Annotated in this window: 17 protein-coding genes; 3 read left to right on the top strand and 14 right to left on the bottom strand. The window is 63.3% G+C overall.

The window, feature by feature from the left end:
- The first annotated feature begins 39 nt into the window (after positions 1-39).
- A complete protein-coding gene (locus ADBZ9O_RS12230; protein ID WP_526531520.1) occupies positions 40-630 on the top strand; it encodes a TetR/AcrR family transcriptional regulator in 591 nt (196 codons plus the stop codon).
- Here ADBZ9O_RS12230 and ADBZ9O_RS12235 read toward each other — a convergent pair.
- From ADBZ9O_RS12235 to ADBZ9O_RS12250, 4 genes are all read right to left on the bottom strand, one after another.
- Entirely contained in the window at positions 614-2,788 is a 2,175-nt protein-coding gene (locus tag ADBZ9O_RS12235; protein WP_526531522.1) for a molybdopterin-containing oxidoreductase family protein, read from the bottom strand. The two genes, ADBZ9O_RS12230 and ADBZ9O_RS12235, sit on opposite strands and share 17 nt — an antisense overlap.
- Before the next feature lie 2 nt (positions 2,789-2,790).
- Positions 2,791-3,630 carry a mycofactocin-coupled SDR family oxidoreductase gene (locus ADBZ9O_RS12240; RefSeq protein ID WP_526531524.1) on the bottom strand — a complete coding sequence of 280 codons (840 nt, stop codon included), beginning with the start codon at positions 3,628-3,630 and terminating at the stop codon, positions 2,791-2,793.
- Positions 3,631-3,669: 39 nt separating this feature from the next.
- Complete coding sequence (locus ADBZ9O_RS12245) at positions 3,670-4,872, bottom strand: cytochrome P450 (RefSeq protein WP_526531526.1); 1,203 nt, start codon at positions 4,870-4,872, stop codon at positions 3,670-3,672.
- Between the two features lie 147 nt (positions 4,873-5,019).
- Entirely contained in the window at positions 5,020-6,351 is a 1,332-nt protein-coding gene (locus tag ADBZ9O_RS12250) for a cytochrome P450 (RefSeq protein WP_526533100.1), read from the bottom strand.
- A gap of 110 nt (positions 6,352-6,461) precedes the next feature.
- Between ADBZ9O_RS12250 and ADBZ9O_RS12255 the strand changes: the two genes are divergently transcribed.
- A complete protein-coding gene (locus ADBZ9O_RS12255; protein WP_526531528.1) occupies positions 6,462-7,073 on the top strand; it encodes a TetR/AcrR family transcriptional regulator in 612 nt (203 codons plus the stop codon).
- Between the two features lie 11 nt (positions 7,074-7,084).
- Here ADBZ9O_RS12255 and ADBZ9O_RS12260 read toward each other — a convergent pair whose 3' ends face one another.
- Genes ADBZ9O_RS12260 through ADBZ9O_RS12305 form a run of 10 tightly spaced genes read right to left on the bottom strand, consistent with a single transcriptional unit; the run spans position 7,085 to position 14,945 of the window.
- Positions 7,085-7,864 (bottom strand): GntR family transcriptional regulator, encoded by a 780-nt coding sequence (locus ADBZ9O_RS12260; protein ID WP_526531530.1) that lies wholly within the window; start codon positions 7,862-7,864, stop codon positions 7,085-7,087.
- A gap of 42 nt (positions 7,865-7,906) precedes the next feature.
- Positions 7,907-8,686, bottom strand: a complete 780-nt coding sequence (gene fabG / locus ADBZ9O_RS12265) for a 3-oxoacyl-ACP reductase FabG (RefSeq protein WP_526531532.1) — start codon at positions 8,684-8,686, stop codon at positions 7,907-7,909.
- 47 nt (positions 8,687-8,733) lie between these two features.
- Positions 8,734-9,732 carry a phosphotransferase enzyme family protein gene (locus tag ADBZ9O_RS12270; protein WP_526531534.1) on the bottom strand — a complete coding sequence of 333 codons (999 nt, stop codon included), beginning with the start codon at positions 9,730-9,732 and terminating at the stop codon, positions 8,734-8,736.
- Positions 9,732-10,397, bottom strand: a complete 666-nt coding sequence (locus ADBZ9O_RS12275) for a microcompartment protein (protein WP_526531536.1) — start codon at positions 10,395-10,397, stop codon at positions 9,732-9,734. Before ADBZ9O_RS12275 ends, ADBZ9O_RS12270 begins: the two co-directional genes overlap by 1 nt.
- 12 nt (positions 10,398-10,409) lie before the next feature.
- Positions 10,410-10,691 (bottom strand): BMC domain-containing protein, encoded by a 282-nt coding sequence (locus ADBZ9O_RS12280; protein ID WP_526531538.1) that lies wholly within the window; start codon positions 10,689-10,691, stop codon positions 10,410-10,412.
- Positions 10,692-10,748: 57 nt separating this feature from the next.
- Positions 10,749-11,003 carry a EutN/CcmL family microcompartment protein gene (locus ADBZ9O_RS12285; protein WP_526531540.1) on the bottom strand — a complete coding sequence of 85 codons (255 nt, stop codon included), beginning with the start codon at positions 11,001-11,003 and terminating at the stop codon, positions 10,749-10,751.
- Entirely contained in the window at positions 11,000-11,491 is a 492-nt protein-coding gene (locus ADBZ9O_RS12290; protein ID WP_526533102.1) for a hypothetical protein, read from the bottom strand. Before ADBZ9O_RS12290 ends, ADBZ9O_RS12285 begins: the two co-directional genes overlap by 4 nt.
- A 20-nt stretch (positions 11,492-11,511) precedes the next feature.
- The gene (locus ADBZ9O_RS12295; RefSeq protein WP_526531542.1) at positions 11,512-12,117 is read right to left on the bottom strand and encodes a BMC domain-containing protein; all 606 of its coding nucleotides are present in this window, start codon (positions 12,115-12,117) and stop codon (positions 11,512-11,514) included.
- A gap of 3 nt (positions 12,118-12,120) precedes the next feature.
- Positions 12,121-13,668 carry an aldehyde dehydrogenase family protein gene (locus ADBZ9O_RS12300; protein ID WP_526531544.1) on the bottom strand — a complete coding sequence of 516 codons (1,548 nt, stop codon included), beginning with the start codon at positions 13,666-13,668 and terminating at the stop codon, positions 12,121-12,123.
- Complete coding sequence (locus ADBZ9O_RS12305) at positions 13,665-14,945, bottom strand: class-III pyridoxal-phosphate-dependent aminotransferase (RefSeq protein ID WP_526531546.1); 1,281 nt, start codon at positions 14,943-14,945, stop codon at positions 13,665-13,667. The genes ADBZ9O_RS12300 and ADBZ9O_RS12305 overlap by 4 nt, the downstream gene beginning before the upstream one ends.
- Before the next feature lie 182 nt (positions 14,946-15,127).
- Between ADBZ9O_RS12305 and ADBZ9O_RS12310 the strand changes: the two genes are divergently transcribed.
- Positions 15,128-16,660 carry an amino acid permease gene (locus ADBZ9O_RS12310; RefSeq protein WP_526531548.1) on the top strand — a complete coding sequence of 511 codons (1,533 nt, stop codon included), beginning with the start codon at positions 15,128-15,130 and terminating at the stop codon, positions 16,658-16,660.
- Positions 16,661-16,689: the final 29 nt, after the last annotated feature.

Consider the following 16,689-nt stretch of genomic DNA (forward strand, 5'->3'; position numbering starts at 1 on the left):
TCGACGCTATCGGATCGGTGGGTTGGCTAGTCTGATCGGGTGCCGGACGACCAACCGCGGGAATCAGCCTTGTTCGCCACAGAAACGCGCAGTCCTGCGCAGTGCCGCATCCTGGCGGCGGCACTCGACCTGATCGCCGAACACGGGGTCGGCGGGACGTCCTTGCAGATGATTGCCGACGCGGTCGGGGTGACTAAAGCCGCCGTCTACCACCAGTTCAAGGCCAAGGACGACATCGTCATCGCGGTGACCGAGTTGGAACTGTCCCGACTCCAGACGGCGTTGATCGCTGCGGAGGCGCAGGAGAGCAGGACGCAGGCGCGCAAGGTACTGCTGGATGAAGTGATCAACATGGCGGTCGCTCGGCGACGCTGGATCGCGACGTTGCAGTATGACCCCGTGATCGTGCGCCTGCTCGGTGAGCACGAACCGTTTCGTCTGTTCATGATCAGGCTCTACGGCGTGCTGCTCGACGAGAACGACGGGTTGGAGGCGCGGGTGTCGGCGGCCGTGTTGTCCGCTGCCATCGCCGGGTCGGTGGCCAACCCGCTGGTCGACGATGTCGAGGACGAGATTTTACGGGGGGCACTGCTGCAGCTGACCCGGCGCATGCTCAACCTGCCGGAGTGACCCGCGCCAAGGCGACGTACGTGGAGCTCATCGCAGGTGTCTGCGACAGCGGATCGATGGGCGCACCGTCGATCAAGAGGTTGCGGTTGACGCCGTAGCCTTCCGGTGATCGGCCGCCGCGCGGGTCGAAGATCCGTGAGCCCCAGCCATGATCGACGATCACCACCCCACGGCGGGGCCGCTCACTCAACACGGCGCCGAGCTGAATTTCGCCGACAGGGGAGAACACCCGAACCTGGTCGCCGTCGGCGATACCCAGGGCCGTGGCATCAGCGGGGTTGATCACCACCTGGTTGCCCTTGCCCGAGGGATGCAGCCCGGGCAGTTCGTTGAGCCAGGAGTTCATCGAATGGCGCTGCCTTCGGTTGGCCAGCTGGAACGGATAGCCCGCGGGTGCCTGTGGGTGCGAGGTGGCCAGCAACTCGCGGGTGCGTTCCACGAATTGTGTTGGAGCGACGTGGATCATCTTGTCCTCGGTGCGAAGAGCCCCGCGCAGGTGCCCGAATTCGCGCTGGCCGAAGACCAGGCCGTGCGGATGTGCAATGATGTCGCGCCATTTGACCTTCCGGTTGACGGCCACCAGCAGCCGGTCGATCCAGTGCGGCGAGAACTCCAGCCACGGTTTCCCTGTGTGGCGGGCCAGTGCCCTGGTGGCGCAGACGAATCCGTTGAATCCGCGGATGCCGAGAAACGGTTTCTTCATCGCCAGCGCGAGATCGAGGAAGATCCGCCATTCCTCGCGGGCACCCGGTGGCGGCTCGATGGCCTTGCGGCCGTACTGGACGTACGGCTCGTCGTGCAGGTTGCTGGTCAGTGCGGGTAGGTCGTTGCGTTCCAGCCAGTGCACCGCGGGAAGCAGCCAGTGCGCGTGCCGATGGCTTTCTCGTTGCACGAAATCGATGGCCACCAACAGATCCAGCTGAGCTAACGCCGCGTCGAGCTTGGCCCCATTCGGTCCGGAGATGACCGGGTTTCCGCTGTTGATGACCATCGCTCTGATCTGTCCGCGGCCCGGTGTGGTGATCTCGTCCGGCAGTTCGTCGAGGCCGTGGTTGCCGGCCACCATCGTCCGGCCCTGCAATCGGCTCAGATGCGGACTGGGTTTGGCCATCGCCGCCATCGCCAGCGAGTCGACGTAACCCGGCTCGTACCGGCGGCCGCCGGGCCGGTCCATCCGGCCGGTGATCACATTCAGGACATGCCCAAGCCACTCGCCGATGGTGCCGGTCACATGCAACGAGACGCCAGTCCTGGTGATCACCATTGCGGCTGGGGCAGAAGCGAACTCACGGGCAATGACCTCGATCTGTGCGCGCGGCAGATCGCAGCGCGCGGCGAGATCGTCGAAGTCGGCCTCCGCGAGCAGGACGCGCAGGGCGGGCACGCCGCTGGCCAGGTCCCGACAGTCACCCCGGTGTTCGAGCCCTTCGTCGAGGATGACTTTCACCATGGCCAGCAGCAACGCCCAGTCCTGGCCAGGCCGGATGGCCAGGTGGACGTCGGCCTTGTCAGCGGTCTCGGTGCGCAGTGGGTCGACTACGACGATTCGCGCGCCCTCACGTTGGCGGGCCAAAGTGCGCTTCCAGCCACCGGGCACACTTTCGAGCCAATTCCACGCGCTGACAGCTGGATTCGCCCCGACAATGAGAAAGTAGTCACAGTTGTCGATATCAGAGACCGGTGTCATGAGCTGCGAGCCGTACATGGCCGAAGCCACGACATGCATCGCATTCTGATCCACCGAGCCGACGAAGTACCGGTTCTGGGTTCCGATCGCGTCGAGCCAGCCGGTCATGAACAGGATGTTCGACGACGAGAACCCGGCCGGATTGCCGGTGTAGCTCCCGATGGCATCTGGGCCGCCCGCCTCGATCAGCGTGGACATCCGGGCGGCGATGTCGCCGATGGCCTCTGGCCAGGTGGCTTCGACGTACTCGTGGTTGTCTGCGGTGCCGACCCGCCGCATGGGCGCCAGGATCCGTCGCGGATGCTCGACGAGTTGGTTGGCGGTCCGACCTTTGGCGCAGAAATCAGTCCAGCTGTGCGGATTTCGCTTATCGGGCGAGATCTTGGTGACCGTGTTGTCCTCGACGGTCACCTCGATCCCGCACGAGGCCAGACAGTAGCGGCAGAACGTGTGGACTGTCTGCGCGCCCACAACTACTTCAGGCAGCTGCCGCCGTCGACCGGCAGCTGGACGCCGGTGATGTACCGCGCCTCGTCGGAGGCCAGGAAAAGCACGGCGTTGGCGATGTCCTCGGGCTCCACCCAGCCGATCGGTAGTACGTGCATGAACTCGCCGACGACCTTGATGTCCTCTGGCCCTGGGTTTTCCAGGTCGGGGCGAAACAGTTTCATCGTGCCGTCGTTCATGAACAATGGGGTGTTCACGTTGGTCGGGTGGACCGAGTTGACGCGGATGTTCTGCGCGCCGAGTTCGACGGCGAACGTCTTCATCAGTCCGACAACGCCGTGTTTGGCGGCGACATAGTGCCCGCAGTGGGGGTAGGCCTTGATTCCGCCGACCGAGCTGGTCAGGATGATGGACCCGCCGCGACCGCCCTCGATGAGATGCGGCACACCGGCTTTGACGGTCTTCCAGACACCGGCGAGGTTGATATCGATCATCGCCGTCCAGTCGGCTTCGCTGGTCTTGTCCAGCGTCTGCCCGCCGTTGCCGATGCCGGCGTTTGCCACTATGACGTCTAGCTTGCCGAATTCCTCGACACCGCTGTCGACAGCTGCTTTGAGCGCGTCGTAGTCGCGCACATCGACCTCGGCGGTGAAGACGCGGCCGCCGGCGTTCTTCACCAGATCCGCTGTCTCGGCCAGATCCTCCGGGGTCGAGGCGGCGATCAGGTCGACCGTGTCGATCTTCTTGCAGATGTCGACGGCGATGATGTCGGCGCCTTCCGATGCAAGGCGTACCGCGTGTGCGCGGCCCTGACCGCGCGCCGCGCCGGTGACGAAAGCGACCTTACCTTCTACGCGTCCAGCCATAGCTTCCTCAATTCTGTTGCTTGTGATGGGTTTTGGAGGTCAAGGGATGAAGGTGGGAAGGCTGTCCCAGCCGCGAATCGTCGACGTCGAGGAGAGCACCGCGCTTGCCAGGTCGACCGTCCACTCCGGGAAGCGTGTGAGGATCTCTTCCAGAGCGACCCGGCCTTCGAGACGGGCCAGCGACGAGCCGAGGCAGTGGTGCGCGCCGACGCTGAAGCCCAGATGCGGGCGGACTTCCCGATTGATGTCGAACAGATCGCCGTCCGGCGCGAACTGACGGTGATCGCGATTGCCCGCGCCGATCAGCATCATCATCACGGCGCCCTGCGGCACCGTCTGCCCGTAGTACTCGACATCGCGGGTCACGTAGCGCGCCACATGGGGTGCCGGCGGCTCATACCTGACCAGTTCCTCGATTGCCTTGGGGATCAGCGACGGGTCCGCCACCAGCTGGGCCCGCTGATCCGGATGCTCGGCGAGAACCTTTCCGGCCCAACCGATCAGACGGGTGGTGGTGTCATTTCCCGCTCCGGCGACCACGTTGAGATAAATCAACAGTTCGTCGCGGGTCAACCGGCGAGTGGTGCCGGTCTCGTCGACGAATTCGATGTTGAGCAACTCGGTCATGATGTCATCGGAGGGATGATCGACGCGCCAGTCGATGTAGTCGGCGAAGATGTCTCCGCTGACCAGACCTTCCTCGGCCGCTTTCATCGGCTGGCCGGCCTCGGTCTTCATCTGTTCGGTGACGTGGTCGCGCACTGCCTGCTGGTCGGACTCGGGGATACCGATGAGCGCGCTGATCGTCCTCATCGGCATGACGGCGCCGAGATCGGTGACGAAATCGAACGTCCCGGAACCGACTATCGGGTCAAGGCTTTCGACGCAGTACTGCCGAATTTTCTCCTCGAGTAAAGCGATCTTGCGTGGCGTGAACATTCGGGCCAGCAGCTTGCGGTGGATATCGTGGATCGGCGGATCCTCGAATATCAGCACGCCCGAGGGAATGGGGAAGTCGGCCTTGATCAGTTCGATGATCGCCCCCTTGGCCGAGCTGTAGAGGCCGTGGTCGACGATGCCCTTCTTGACGTCTTCGTAGCGACTCAGCGCGTAGAAGTCGTGCTGCTCGTTGTAGTAGAGCGGCGCTTCCTCGCGCAGTCGACGGAACGTCGGATAGGGATCGGCGTTGATCGTGACGTCGTACGGATCGAAGTAGACGTCGCTGTCGGCGCTGACTGTCATGGCTGTGAGTCCTCCCCGCGGGCCGCGGCCCCCAGAAAACTTGCATCTCCTACAAAAATCGGACTCTGCCACGAAATATGTTGTCTGTCAACGAAATAACGGTTAGTCATGAGCGATAGTCGCACCATTTGAGGAGGTCATGTCCGGCTATCGTGTGACGGGGGAGGCGACGGGCGTGTAGGTGATGTTGATGTCGGTGATCCCGCGCAGGATGAAGGTTGGCTCGAAGGTGAACCGGCGGTCATCGGCGGGGCCGTGCTTGTCCTCGTCGATGGCGATATCGGTCATCCGGTCCAGGATCCGCTCGATAGACACCCGACCCTCGACGCGCGCCAGCGGGCCGCCCGGGCAGGAGTGCACGCCGCGACCGAATGCCAGATGCTCGCGCACATTGTGCCGGTCGACATTGAACTCGTGCGGATCATTAAATCGCCGCGGATCTCGGTTGATCGCACCGGGATTGACCATCACCACCGTGCCCGCGGGAATATCCACCTCGCCAAGGGTGGTGTCCTTCTTGGCGAGCCGGAAGGTCGACTTCACCGGGCTCTCCATCCGCAACATCTCCTCGACGAAGTTTGGGATGCGGGTGCGGTCTCGACGCAAGCGGTCGACGATGTCCGGCCGTTCGGCCAGCAGCCTGATCGAGGCGCTGAGCAGTTTGGTGGTGGTCTCCTGACCGGCCGCGAACAGGAAGGTCGCGCTTTTGGCGACATCGGGGACCTCGGGAGTCGAGCCATCCTGGTACTTCGCCGTCGCGAGACCGGTGAGAACGTCGTCGCGCGGGTTGCTCCGACGGTCGTCGAGATAGTTGCAGAATGTTTCGTCGAGCCATTCCAGCGGATTGTGCGCCAGAGTTTCGCCCTCTAGAGACCCGACCGTCGACCCCGGCTGCCCGGCACCCAACTTCTCCCGGAACAGCTGGTGGTCGGACTCGGGAACGCCGAGCATGTCCGCGATCACCAGCAGCGAGAAGGGTTTGGCGTACTCGGTCAGGAACTCACACTTGCCGTTGGCGATGAACTCGTCGAGTTGGGCATCGGCGAGGCGCCACATGAACTCCTCGTTCTCCTTGAGCCGGCTGGGCGTGAGCAGCCTGTTGAGCACCGACCGGGCCTTCGAGTGGTCGGGTGGGTCCATCGTGATCATGTGTTCGCTCATGATCATCTCGCTGAAGTGCGCGCCGATCTGGTCGGTGATGTCGGAGCCCTCGGGTGTGAACGGCAACGGCGGGAACGGACCGCCGACGGCGATGCACGAGGAAAACTTGTCGGAGTCCTTGTAGACGACCGATGCCTCTTCGTGGCCGGTGACGGCGACGACGTCGTACATGTTCGTCTTCAACACCGGGCACTTCGACCGCAGATGATCGAAGTAGGGGTAGGGATCTGGCACGAGGCTCGGATCGGTGAAGAAGTCGACAGTGTCGTACTCGCCATGATCGGTCAAGGTGTGTTTCTCCTGAATGGACTGACAGATGCTGAGCACCTGCTTAGCATGTGTGCTAGCGCACGGTCAAGGAAACTCGACGCGGCGATAACATGTCAGTTCGAGATCAGGGCCCAAGGCACGGAAACGGAGAGGACACGATGGCGGCACCTCGCAGGCTCGGGGCGCCTGACGCGAAGAACCGCACGGTGTTGCTGAACGCGGCCGAGCAGTTGATGCGCGACGAGGGCTACGCAGCGGTGACCTCTCGCCGGGTGGCCGAGTCGGCAGGCCTCAAGCCCCAGCTCGTGCATTACTACTTCCGCACCATGGATGACTTGTTCTTGGAACTGTTCCGGCGCGGTGCCGAGCAGATGCTGCGGTACCACCAGCGTGCGCTGAAGGCGCGACAGCCGCTCTGGGCCATCTGGGAACTCAGTACCGACGCTGCGGGTACCGCGATGACGATGGAGTTCATCGCGCTGGCGAACCATCGGAAGGTGCTACGGACCGAGATCGCCCGCTACGCGGAGATGTTTCGCCTCGAGCAGATCAAGGCGCTCACGAGTGCGATCGAACGCTATGACATTCCGTTCGATGAATATCCGCCAACGGTGTTGATGGTGCTGATGACCGGCGCCACCCAGGTGCTGGTGCAGGAGCAGATGCTCGGCATGGTGGCCGGTCATGAGGAGACTGTGCAGTTCGCCCAGAAATGGCTGGCCATCCTTGAGGGCGAGCGGCTGCCCGACGACGATTGGCGGGCGGGCTAGCGGCCACCTCGTCAACTCGCAGTCTGGGTGCTCTCACTGTGCAGGGCAATCGAAGCCGTTCCCGCGGGTGACTGGATTCCCACTCCGCGGCCTTGAACAGTGACGGCGAGTCGGGTGCGGTCACCGCGGAACAGGTCCCGAGAGAATTCGCACGGAGTGCCGTGCTGGTCGTAGGTGATGCGGGTGATCAACAGCAGCGCCGATTTCGCTTTGATACCCAGTAATGCAGCCTCGTCGGCAGTCGCATTGACCGCCTCGATTCGCTCTTCGGCTTGGGAAGTGACCAAGCCGTAACGATTTTCGAGGATTTCATAGATCGATCCGCTGAGCGGCTGCTCCAGCAGTCCCGGAAATGCGTCGGCGGGAAACTGTGCGAGCTCCAGCGAGATCGGCGACCCGTCGGCGAGGCGGACACGCTGGATTTCGACGACGAAGCTGTTGGCGCCGAGCCGCAGGGCTTTCTGCGATGTCCGGTCCGGCGCGGTGATCTTGGTGGATAGCACCCGGGTTCCGGCCACGTACCCCTGATTGACCAGAAATGCAGGGACACCGACGACATCGGACAGGCTGCGCTGTACCTGAACATGGCTGATGAAGATGCCGCCGGATCGGCCGATCACCCGGTGCACCAGGCCGGCCTCCTCTAACGCTGCGAGCACCTGACGCAGGCTGGAGCGACTGGTGTTGTAGTGCTCAGCAAGATCGCGTTCGCTGCCGAGTTTCGCCCCGGGGACACCGGCGTTGATATCGGCGACAATTCTGCGTCGCAGCTCTTCACTTGGCGTCGCCACACCCCTCCTGCCCGCGATTTGGTACACCCAATTGTAGGGAGATTACAGCGCGGCGAGCGCCTGATGCGATTCAGGAAGAATCTGGCCGCCGTCGACGACCAGGGATTGACCGGTGATGTACGCCGCCTCATCAGTGGCGAAGAACAGCGCCGCGTTTCCGATGTCGCCGACCCCACCAAGACGCCCGGCAGGTACTGCCGCTGCCATGTGGTCCATGTACTCCTGGCCCATCTCGACCAGACCTTCGGTGATGATATTGCCGGGCAGTACCGCGTTCATCGTGATCTTCTTCGGCGCCAACTCAATCGCGGCGGTACGGAGGAATCCGAGCTGGGCGGCCTTACTAGCCCCGTAATGCGACCAACCGGGGTAACCGGTGATCGGACCGGTGATCGAGGACGTGATGATCACCCTGCCGTGGCCGCTGACAGTCAGTGCCGGCAGCGCGGCCTGCACGATGAACACCGTGCCCTTGAAGTTCACAGCCAGCACGTCGTCGATATCTGCTGGTGTGAGGTCCTCGAGCCGGGCGGAGGGGAAGACACCGGCGTTGGCGCACACGATGTCCAAACCTCCGTGCCGCTCAACGGCGGTGCCGACGACACGGCGGCAGTCCTCGGGATCGGTCACATCTGCGCGTAGCCCGCTGACCCGCCCGGGATGCCCGGCGAGGTCGGCGACGGTGGTGTCGATATCACCCTGGTTGCGGGCGGTCACCAGGACGTTGACACCGGCTGCTGCAAAGACTTCGGCGATACCCCGGCCGATACCCTTGCTGCCGCCGGTGACGACCGCGGAGCGGCCCTGAAGCGAGGTGAACATAGTTGAGTCCTTCAGTTGGGACAAGCAGGTCGGTACGAGCTGTTGAGTTACAAGCTGTGGCCGTTTGATGCCAGATAGCGCTCGGCGATGACGCAGCTGCCCTCGGCGTAGGTGATGGCTTTGGTGCGAGATTCCTTGGAATGGCTGTGTGTTCCCATCCAGGCCAGCAACAGCAGCCTGCGGAGCAGCACGAACGAGGCCAGCATGTCTTCGTCTTCTGCGTCCATCGGTTTGACGCTGCGGTAGCCGTTCACCCACGACTCCTGCCATTCGGGCAACGCCGGATCATGTTCGATGAAGGACACCGCGGTACCGAAATCATAGAAGTACCAGCCGAATCCGCAGTCGTCGAAGTCGATGACGGTGATGGCCGTGCCGTCTGTGAGCAGGTTGGCCAGGCGAAGGTCGGCATGCACGAGTCCGAACCGCTGCGGCCCGGAACCATAGGAGATCAGCCGTTGTTCGAGTAGCTGCGCGGCGCGGTCGAGCAGAGTGTGCTCGTGCTCACCGATACCCACCGCGTCCTGCCATCGGCCCCAGCGGGGCTGGCTTCCGAGGCTGTGCTCCCAGTCCCAGGAGAATCGGCCGAACTCCGGCGGGCGTGCCCAGTTCTGCGAATGATGGTGTAGCGCAGCAGTGATCTGGCCGAGGGTATGGAAGTCCTTGCCGGTCACCGTCGCCTCGTCGGGCTCCGTCCCGGCTACCATCTCGAAATGCACGATGTGGCGCCGGATTCCGTCCACATCTACCGTCACCACCTGTCGCCCGTCGCGGGCGGGTAGCACGGTCGGCACCGTGATATCGCTCTCGTGCCGCAGCGCGTCGAGCCAGGCGAGTTCGGACTCGATCTCGTGTTCCCGGTGATAGTTCTGCCGGTGCACGCGCAGGATGGATCGGGTGCCGGTAGCCGAATCGGTGACCGCGTATGTGGCGTTCTCCGAAAGGTTGAGTAGATTCAGACCGGAATCCGGGGGCAGATTGTACTCGGCGAGCGCTCGTTGCGCGACGGTGATGTCATCGGCAATTGCGTTGTCGGAGTCGGCCATCAGTGATCGCGCCCTACTATCCCGGCCAGCACCTCGGTGATCCGATCCCGCGCGCTGGTCACATCGTCGATGGTGCCGGCGATGTAGAGCCGGCCCGCTGCGCCGATCATCTGGACATCCACCATCGTCAGACCCGGCGCCACCCGTTCTGCTTCGTTGGCGGCTACCGCCGCGAACAGTGCGGGTGTCATCTCATAGACGAGCAGCGCCTGGCCGGGCAAGATCATCGACGCCTGCCGGTTGCGGTTGAGGATGACCGCGTGCTGATCGGTGATGTCTTCGATGATGTCGTGGTAGAGCACCTGCGGTCGGAGCTGCCCCGATGCCTCGTTGCCGGTGCCCGTCAGGATCGCATTCCCGGCGCGCTGTACGTCGGCGAGGTTGTCCGAGTGAATTTCCAGTACACCGAATTGCCGTTCGACGTAGAGGATTCCGGGTTGGATCCCTGGCACTTCCCGCAGCGCGAGGTCGATGACTCGTTCGATCGCCAAGGCGGGGGATACTTCGACGATCAGTGCGTGATCGCCGGCGTAGGGCGGGTAGCCGCGGGCCCGGGTGGGTGTACCGAGGTAGGCGGCGAACTGCTGTTGCAGGTCCTCCACCAGGAGGTACACCCGAATATCGGTGCGTGTCCCCGCACTCGGGTGGGTGTCGGTTGACGTCATGACGGGTCGAGATTACTTATCGGACACGGAGAAGTGCGCGCCGAGTTCGCTGTGCGGGCGGGGGATGACGTGCACGCTGACCAGTTCACCGACCTGTGCGGCGGATTCGGCGCCGGCTTCGGTAGCGGCCTTGACGGCACCGACCTCACCGGTGACGATGACGGCAACCAGACCGTCGCCGACCTGCTGACGGTCGGTGATGGTGACGTTGGCGGCTTTCACCATTGCGTCTGCGGCCGCGAGTGCGGCGACGTAACCCTTGGTCTCGATCATTCCGATAGCGTTGCTGGACATGGTTTTTCTCCTTAGGTGTTGCGGTGCTTGTTCTGTTGGCACCAGTTGATCGCTGAGTTATCCGTTGATATCGGCGTCGATGGATCCGATGATGAGCGCGTCGATCGGTGGCGGGGTGCCGACGAACCAGTTCGCGGCCACCGAGCCCTGCGCCACCAGCACCCGCTCGCCAAGCCCACTACCGAGCACGTCGAAGGCGATGAGACGGGATCCGGCTGATCCGTCCACTTCGACCTCAAGGAGGGCGCCTGCGGGCAACCCGTCGATGCGGCGGGTCGACCAAACGTGGCCGGTGACGGTTGCTGAGATCATGTGCGTTCTTTCTCGATGGTGAGGCCCAGTGCCCTGGCCTTTTCCCTGGCCAACGGTGTGAGCACAGCCTTGCGGCCGAGGACGAGAACCCCGCCGGTCGCCGCCAGATCAGCGATCTGGCGCTCGGTGACCGCACCGTTGTCGAACCGATGGGTCGTCGCGCTACCGGGTCGACCTGGCTCCAGGAGTTGGTAGGTCAGTCGCCCGGCCCGCAGGTCGGCGCGGTTCTTGGGATTGTCAAACAGTGCCAACAGCTTTCGGATGAAGTCCTGCAGGTCGCGGTCGTTGGAGATGCGGACGGTGTCGGTCCGATTCTTCTGGCCGGCGGCCAGCGGGCCGGTGGGAGTGATGCCGATCGGATCGGCCGGGGGAGCGGGCTGCGACTTCGGCGGTGGGGCAGGCCGGGGCTTGGCCGATGCCAGGTCGGGCAGTGCGTCTCGCAACACCTCCCTGACCAACAGGCGCAGTTGCGCGCGGTCGATCGGCAGTGGATTGCGCAGTGGGTCGGTCACGACGAACTCCTGGCCAACGCGTCTTCGGCGGCGGCAGCGGCTTGGCGGACGTCAGCCTCGGTCCCCGATAAATAGACCCGGCCGGTGGCACCCATCATTCGAAAGTCGACAACCTTGATATCGGCCGCCTTCTCGGCCTCGTTGGTGGCCAGGATGGCGTACGACGCAGGCTGGACCTCCAGGACGTACAGCGATTCCCCGGCCAGCACCATCGAGCCGATCTTGTTGCGGTTGACCAGAAATGCATGCTGCTTGTCAATGCTGGAAATGATCCTGGCGGCGAGGATGGTGGGGCGAACAGCGGAGCTGCGATCGCCGCCCAGTTCATCGAGGGCGGCCTCGGCGGCGGCCTTGACCGAGCCCGTCTCCCCGTGGAATTCCAGGTAGCCGAATTGACGCTCGACGACAAGGACACCGGCCTGGACGTCAGCATGTTTGAGCGCGACATCGGTGATGCCTTCGATATCGAGTCCTGGTGCCACCTCGATGATTTGGGCCGCCACATCGGCCCGGGGCAACACACCGCGGGTCCAGGTACCCAGGTAGGACATCGTTTGCGGCTGGAGCCGGTCGATGAAAATGAAAGAACGCAGTTCAGCCACGACTCACCTCTTGATCAATTGTGCGAGCTCTTCGACGACCAGCGCGCGCAGCTCGGCGCGCAACGCGTCGACGTCCGGTCCCAACGCCCGACCATGGCCGACGTTGGTGCTGCGCTGCGATGCAGGCCCAGCCATCGGGTCATTGGAGGCCCGCGGGTATTCGGGCACCGGGGCCACGGGCGCCTGCCACGGCGATATACCCGCGAAACTCGGCATCACCACGGCAGGGTCGCTGTTGTAGGCGATCCGTGCCCAATTCAGCAGGTGCTGCGGCTGTAGGTTCTCGCCGATGGAGCTGCGTCCGATGAATCCGGTACCGATCGTCATCGATGGTGCCAGGTTGGTCTCCAGACCGGAGCTTCCCGTGCTGTTGCCGACGTTGACCGAAACCCGAAGCACCGGCACCTGGGCAGCGAAATCGGTTATCACCGATGGGTTCTCGCTGTGTATTGCGGCGGAGTGCCCCGCGCCGCCGATGCGGACGACGGCCCGCGCCGCGCGGATGCCCCTGGCAGTGTCGGCGACCGTGGTCATACCGAGTACCGGCGAGAGCTTCTCGTGTGCCAGCATCTCTTCGGCGATGACGTGTTCGAAGGGTGCGACCAGCACCCGGGTCTTGGGAGTCACCCGAATGCCGGCTTGGCCGGCGATCCAGGCGGCGTCACGACCGACGACATCGGTGTTGAGGTGGCCATCGGCGAACATGAACGCGCTAAGCCTGCGCGCCCCATCGGCATCGAGAATATGGGCGCCATGGCGGGTCATCGCCGAGCATAACGAGGCCGCGATGGACTCCTCGGCGATCAGCACCGATTCGTTGGTGCACAACAGTGAATTGTCGAAGGCCTTGCTGTCGACGATGCGGCGGGCTGCGGCCGCGATATCGGCGGTCGAGTCGACAAGGACCGGTACGTTACCCGGCCCGACGCCGAGCGCCGGGTTACCCGACGAATAGGCGGCCCGCACCACGCCGGTACCACCGGTTGCCACGATCACGTCGGTGCGCTCGTCGGCCATCAGGGCCTCCACGAGCGGGATGGCCGGCTCGTCGATCACCTGCACAATGCCGTCTGGTGCACCCGCGTTCACCGCGACCTCGGCCAGCATCCGGGCGGCCTGCGCCGAGCAGATCTTGGCGCGCGGATGCGGAGCCACCACCACCGCATTGCGGGTCATCAGAGCGAGGATCACTTTGAAGTACACCGTGGACACCGGGTTTGTGGTCGGGGTCAAGGCCAACACCACGCCGGCGGGGCGCGGAATCTCCACTATCCGACGGGTGTTGTCCACGCGTGGCGAGACGAAATCCTCACCGCGGTAATAGTCGAGGATTCCGCGTGAACAGGCGCGGTTCTTGATGACCTTGTCGGCTACGACACCCATCCCGGTCTCAGCGACCGCCTCGCTGGCGAAGCGTTCAGACTCGACGTAGGCAGCATCGGCCACCGCGGTGACGATGGCGGATACCGCGGCCGCGTCGTAGTCGGCATAAGCCCTGGCCGCCCAGCGGGCGCGCTCGAGCACATGACCGGCGTGCGGAATGGTTGTCATGATCGGCTCCGTTGGGTGGCGACGATGTGGGCACGGCCGATAGCGACCTCGAGCCGATCCAGCACGTCCTCGCACAGGTCGCGGCCGAGCAGGATGCCCGGTTTGAACTGCAGCACTCGGGGATCCAGGGTGGAGAAGATCGCCCACACCCCGTTTTCGTAGAGTTCGCGCATCACATACTTGGCGCCTTCTGGATGATTGAACTCCAACCCGAACACCACGCCGTTCTGTCGGATGCCGATGAACCAGTCCGGGTAGTCGCTCTGGATGCGGCGCATGCCTGCACCAAAAAGGTCGGAGATGTAATGCACCATTGACCGAACTTCGGGCCGGGTGGAGATCTCGAGGGTCTTCAGAGCGGCGACACAACCGAGTTCGGCGCCACCGAATGTCGAGATGTGGCCAAACCCGTCCTGGTTCAGCCATTGGGCGGCTCGGTCGGAAAGCAGTACGGCCGAAATGGGGTACATCCCCCCGGATAGCCCTTTACCGCTGACGATGATGTCCGGCTCGATACCGTGTTTGGTGATTGCCCACAGCTCACCGGTGCGCATCAAGCCGGTCTGCACCTCATCGGCGATGTACAGGGCGCCGTAGCGCACGGTCAGGTCCTTGACTGCTTCCAGGTATCCCATCGGCGGCAACGGGAAGCCGTAGGTTGCCGGGATCGTCTCCATGATGACCGCAGCTACATCGTTGCCGGACAACGCTTTTTCCATCGCGGCGATGTCACCGAAGAGCACCTGGCTGAACTCGTCGGGCCGGTCGGACAGGAAGAGCTTGGCAAATCGATCGTCGCCGGTGGCCACCGCCAAACCGGTGTGGCCGTGATAGGCCTTGACGATCGAGACGATCTTGCGGCGCTGGGTGGCGTGGCGGGCGCTTTTGAGCGCGATATCGATGGCCTCGCCGCCGCCGGAGCCGAAGGCGACCTTGCTGATCGACGCGGGGGCTGTCTCGACGAGCCGTTGAGCCAACGCCGTGCGTGCCACCGAGGGAAAGTGGTGGTTGCCGATGTCGAAATGCGCCATGCCATCGGTAAGTGCCTGCATCACTTCGGGATTGCGATGACCGAGGTTGTAGGTTCCACCGTTGAGATGCATGTCGATGAGGCGTCGCCCCGCCATGTCCCATAGGAAGTAACCTTCTCGGCGATCGATCACCAGATCGACGCCTTCATCGGACCAGAACTGTGTCTTGTCCGGATTCCAGAACGTCTTCGCCCGCTCCAAGACATCTGCCTTGGAATCGAACGAGAACGTGCCGTAGTCGTACATTCGGCCCCTCTGTTCGGATTCGCCGCACCGCGACCCGCCCAACATAAATGGGTGGACCATTTATGTCAACGGTCTGAAATGGGTCTTGCGGATCTCGATCCGCGATGCCAATATACGAACCGGTCGACGTGTGGCCCAGGCCACAACGATCCCCTCTCACAGTCAGGAAGGTTCGTCGGTAGATGACAGAACAAGCGATATCACGCGAGGAAAATGCAGGTGGGGGTGTCCAGCACCTGAAGCGCAACGCCGTCGGCACCGTCGGCGTGATCTTCATGGCGGTGGCAACGGCAGCGCCGATCACCGCAATGGTCGGCAATGTTCCGATTGCGGTTGGGTTCGGAAACGGTTCACACGCCCCGGCGGGGTACATCGTCGCGACGGTCGTACTGGGGCTGTTCGCCATCGGCTACGCCACGATGGCCAAGCACATCACCACCACGGGTGCGTTCTATGGCTACATCTCTCACGGCTTGGGTCGGATCGTCGGCATGGCCAGCGGGCTGCTGATCACGATGGCCTACGTCGTTTTCGAGGCGTCACTGATCGGGATCTTCTCGTTCTTCTTCCAGAACCTGATGAAGACCCAATTCGACGTCAGCATCCACTGGATCGTCCCCGCGCTGCTGATGCTGGTGCTCAACACGATCCTGACGTACTTCGACGTGAACTTGACCGCCAAGGTGCTCGGGGTATTCCTGGTCACCGAGATCGCCATGCTGTCACTCGGTGCCCTGGCGGTGCTGTTCCACGGCGGCGGACCTCAGGGCTTCGCCGTCGCTGAAACCCTCAATCCTGCAGGCGCTTTCCAACCGGCGGCCATCGCAGGGGCGAGCGCGGGCCTTGGGCTGTTCTTCGCCTTCTGGTCCTGGGTTGGTTTCGAATCCACCGCCATGTACGGCGAGGAGTCGCGTGAGCCCAAGAAGATCATCCCTCGGGCCACGATGCTCAGCGTTCTCGGAGTGGGCATCTTCTACGTGTTCGTCTCATGGATGGCGATCGCCGGCACCGGTCCGCAGGAGGCCGTCGCGCTCGCACAGGACCCCAGCACCTCCTCGGAGATCTTCTTCGGGCCGGTGCGGGGATACTTCGGCGAGTGGGCGATCACGATGTTCAATTTCCTGCTGGTCACCGGATCCTTTGCCTGCGGGATGGCGTTCCACAACTGCGCGTCGCGTTACCTGTACGCGCTTGGCCGCGAGGGCTTGTCTGTCGGGCTTCAGAAGAGCATCGGCGCAACACATCCCAAGCACGGCTCGCCCCATATCGCATCTTTCGTGCAGACCGGGATCACCCTGGTGATCATCCTGGCGTTCCTGGCCGCGGGGATGGATCCCTACGTGCACATGTACACGTTGCTGGCCATTCTCGGTACCATGGCGATTCTGATCGTGCAGGCGCTGTGCGCGTTCTCGGTGATCAGCTATTTCCATTTCCACAAGAACCATCCGGTCAGCGCGCACTGGTTCAAGACGTTCCTCGCCCCGCTGCTCGGTGGTCTTGGCATGCTCTATGTGGTCTATCTGCTGTGGGAGCACAAGGACGCAGCCGCAGGTACCGCATCCGGGACCCTGCTGTTCACGCTCACGCCGTGGATTGTGTTGGGACTGTTCCTATTCGGCGCGGCGATGGCCACGTACTTCAAGTTCAAGGACACCCGGCGTTACGAGATGATCGGTCGTATCGTGTACGAGGACAACGTTGTAAGGGACTAGTTGTGAGGGACTAGTTGTCAGGGACTAGT

The organism is Mycobacterium sp. (genome assembly GCF_965229105.1).
Classification (GTDB): domain Bacteria; phylum Actinomycetota; class Actinomycetes; order Mycobacteriales; family Mycobacteriaceae; genus Mycobacterium.

What these genes read in the sequence shown, in the direction of transcription:
- ADBZ9O_RS12300 (WP_526531544.1), bottom strand. Translation starts at nt 13,668, where the DNA reads ATGACAACCATTCCGCACGCCGGTCATGTGCTCGAGCGCGCCCGCTGG.
- ADBZ9O_RS12270 (WP_526531534.1), bottom strand. Translation starts at nt 9,732, where the DNA reads ATGGCCGACTCCGACAACGCAATTGCCGATGACATCACCGTCGCGCAA.
- ADBZ9O_RS12245 (WP_526531526.1), bottom strand. Translation starts at nt 4,872, where the DNA reads ATGACAGTCAGCGCCGACAGCGACGTCTACTTCGATCCGTACGACGTC.
- ADBZ9O_RS12305 (WP_526531546.1), bottom strand. Translation starts at nt 14,945, where the DNA reads ATGTACGACTACGGCACGTTCTCGTTCGATTCCAAGGCAGATGTCTTG.
- fabG (WP_526531532.1), bottom strand. Translation starts at nt 8,686, where the DNA reads ATGTTCACCTCGCTTCAGGGCCGCTCCGCGGTCGTCACCGGCGGCAGC.
- ADBZ9O_RS12280 (WP_526531538.1), bottom strand. Translation starts at nt 10,691, where the DNA reads ATGTCCAGCAACGCTATCGGAATGATCGAGACCAAGGGTTACGTCGCC.
- ADBZ9O_RS12255 (WP_526531528.1), top strand. Translation starts at nt 6,462, where the DNA reads ATGGCGGCACCTCGCAGGCTCGGGGCGCCTGACGCGAAGAACCGCACG.
- ADBZ9O_RS12285 (WP_526531540.1), bottom strand. Translation starts at nt 11,003, where the DNA reads ATGATCTCAGCAACCGTCACCGGCCACGTTTGGTCGACCCGCCGCATC.
- ADBZ9O_RS12240 (WP_526531524.1), bottom strand. Translation starts at nt 3,630, where the DNA reads ATGGCTGGACGCGTAGAAGGTAAGGTCGCTTTCGTCACCGGCGCGGCG.
- ADBZ9O_RS12275 (WP_526531536.1), bottom strand. Translation starts at nt 10,397, where the DNA reads ATGACGTCAACCGACACCCACCCGAGTGCGGGGACACGCACCGATATT.
- ADBZ9O_RS12310 (WP_526531548.1), top strand. Translation starts at nt 15,128, where the DNA reads ATGACAGAACAAGCGATATCACGCGAGGAAAATGCAGGTGGGGGTGTC.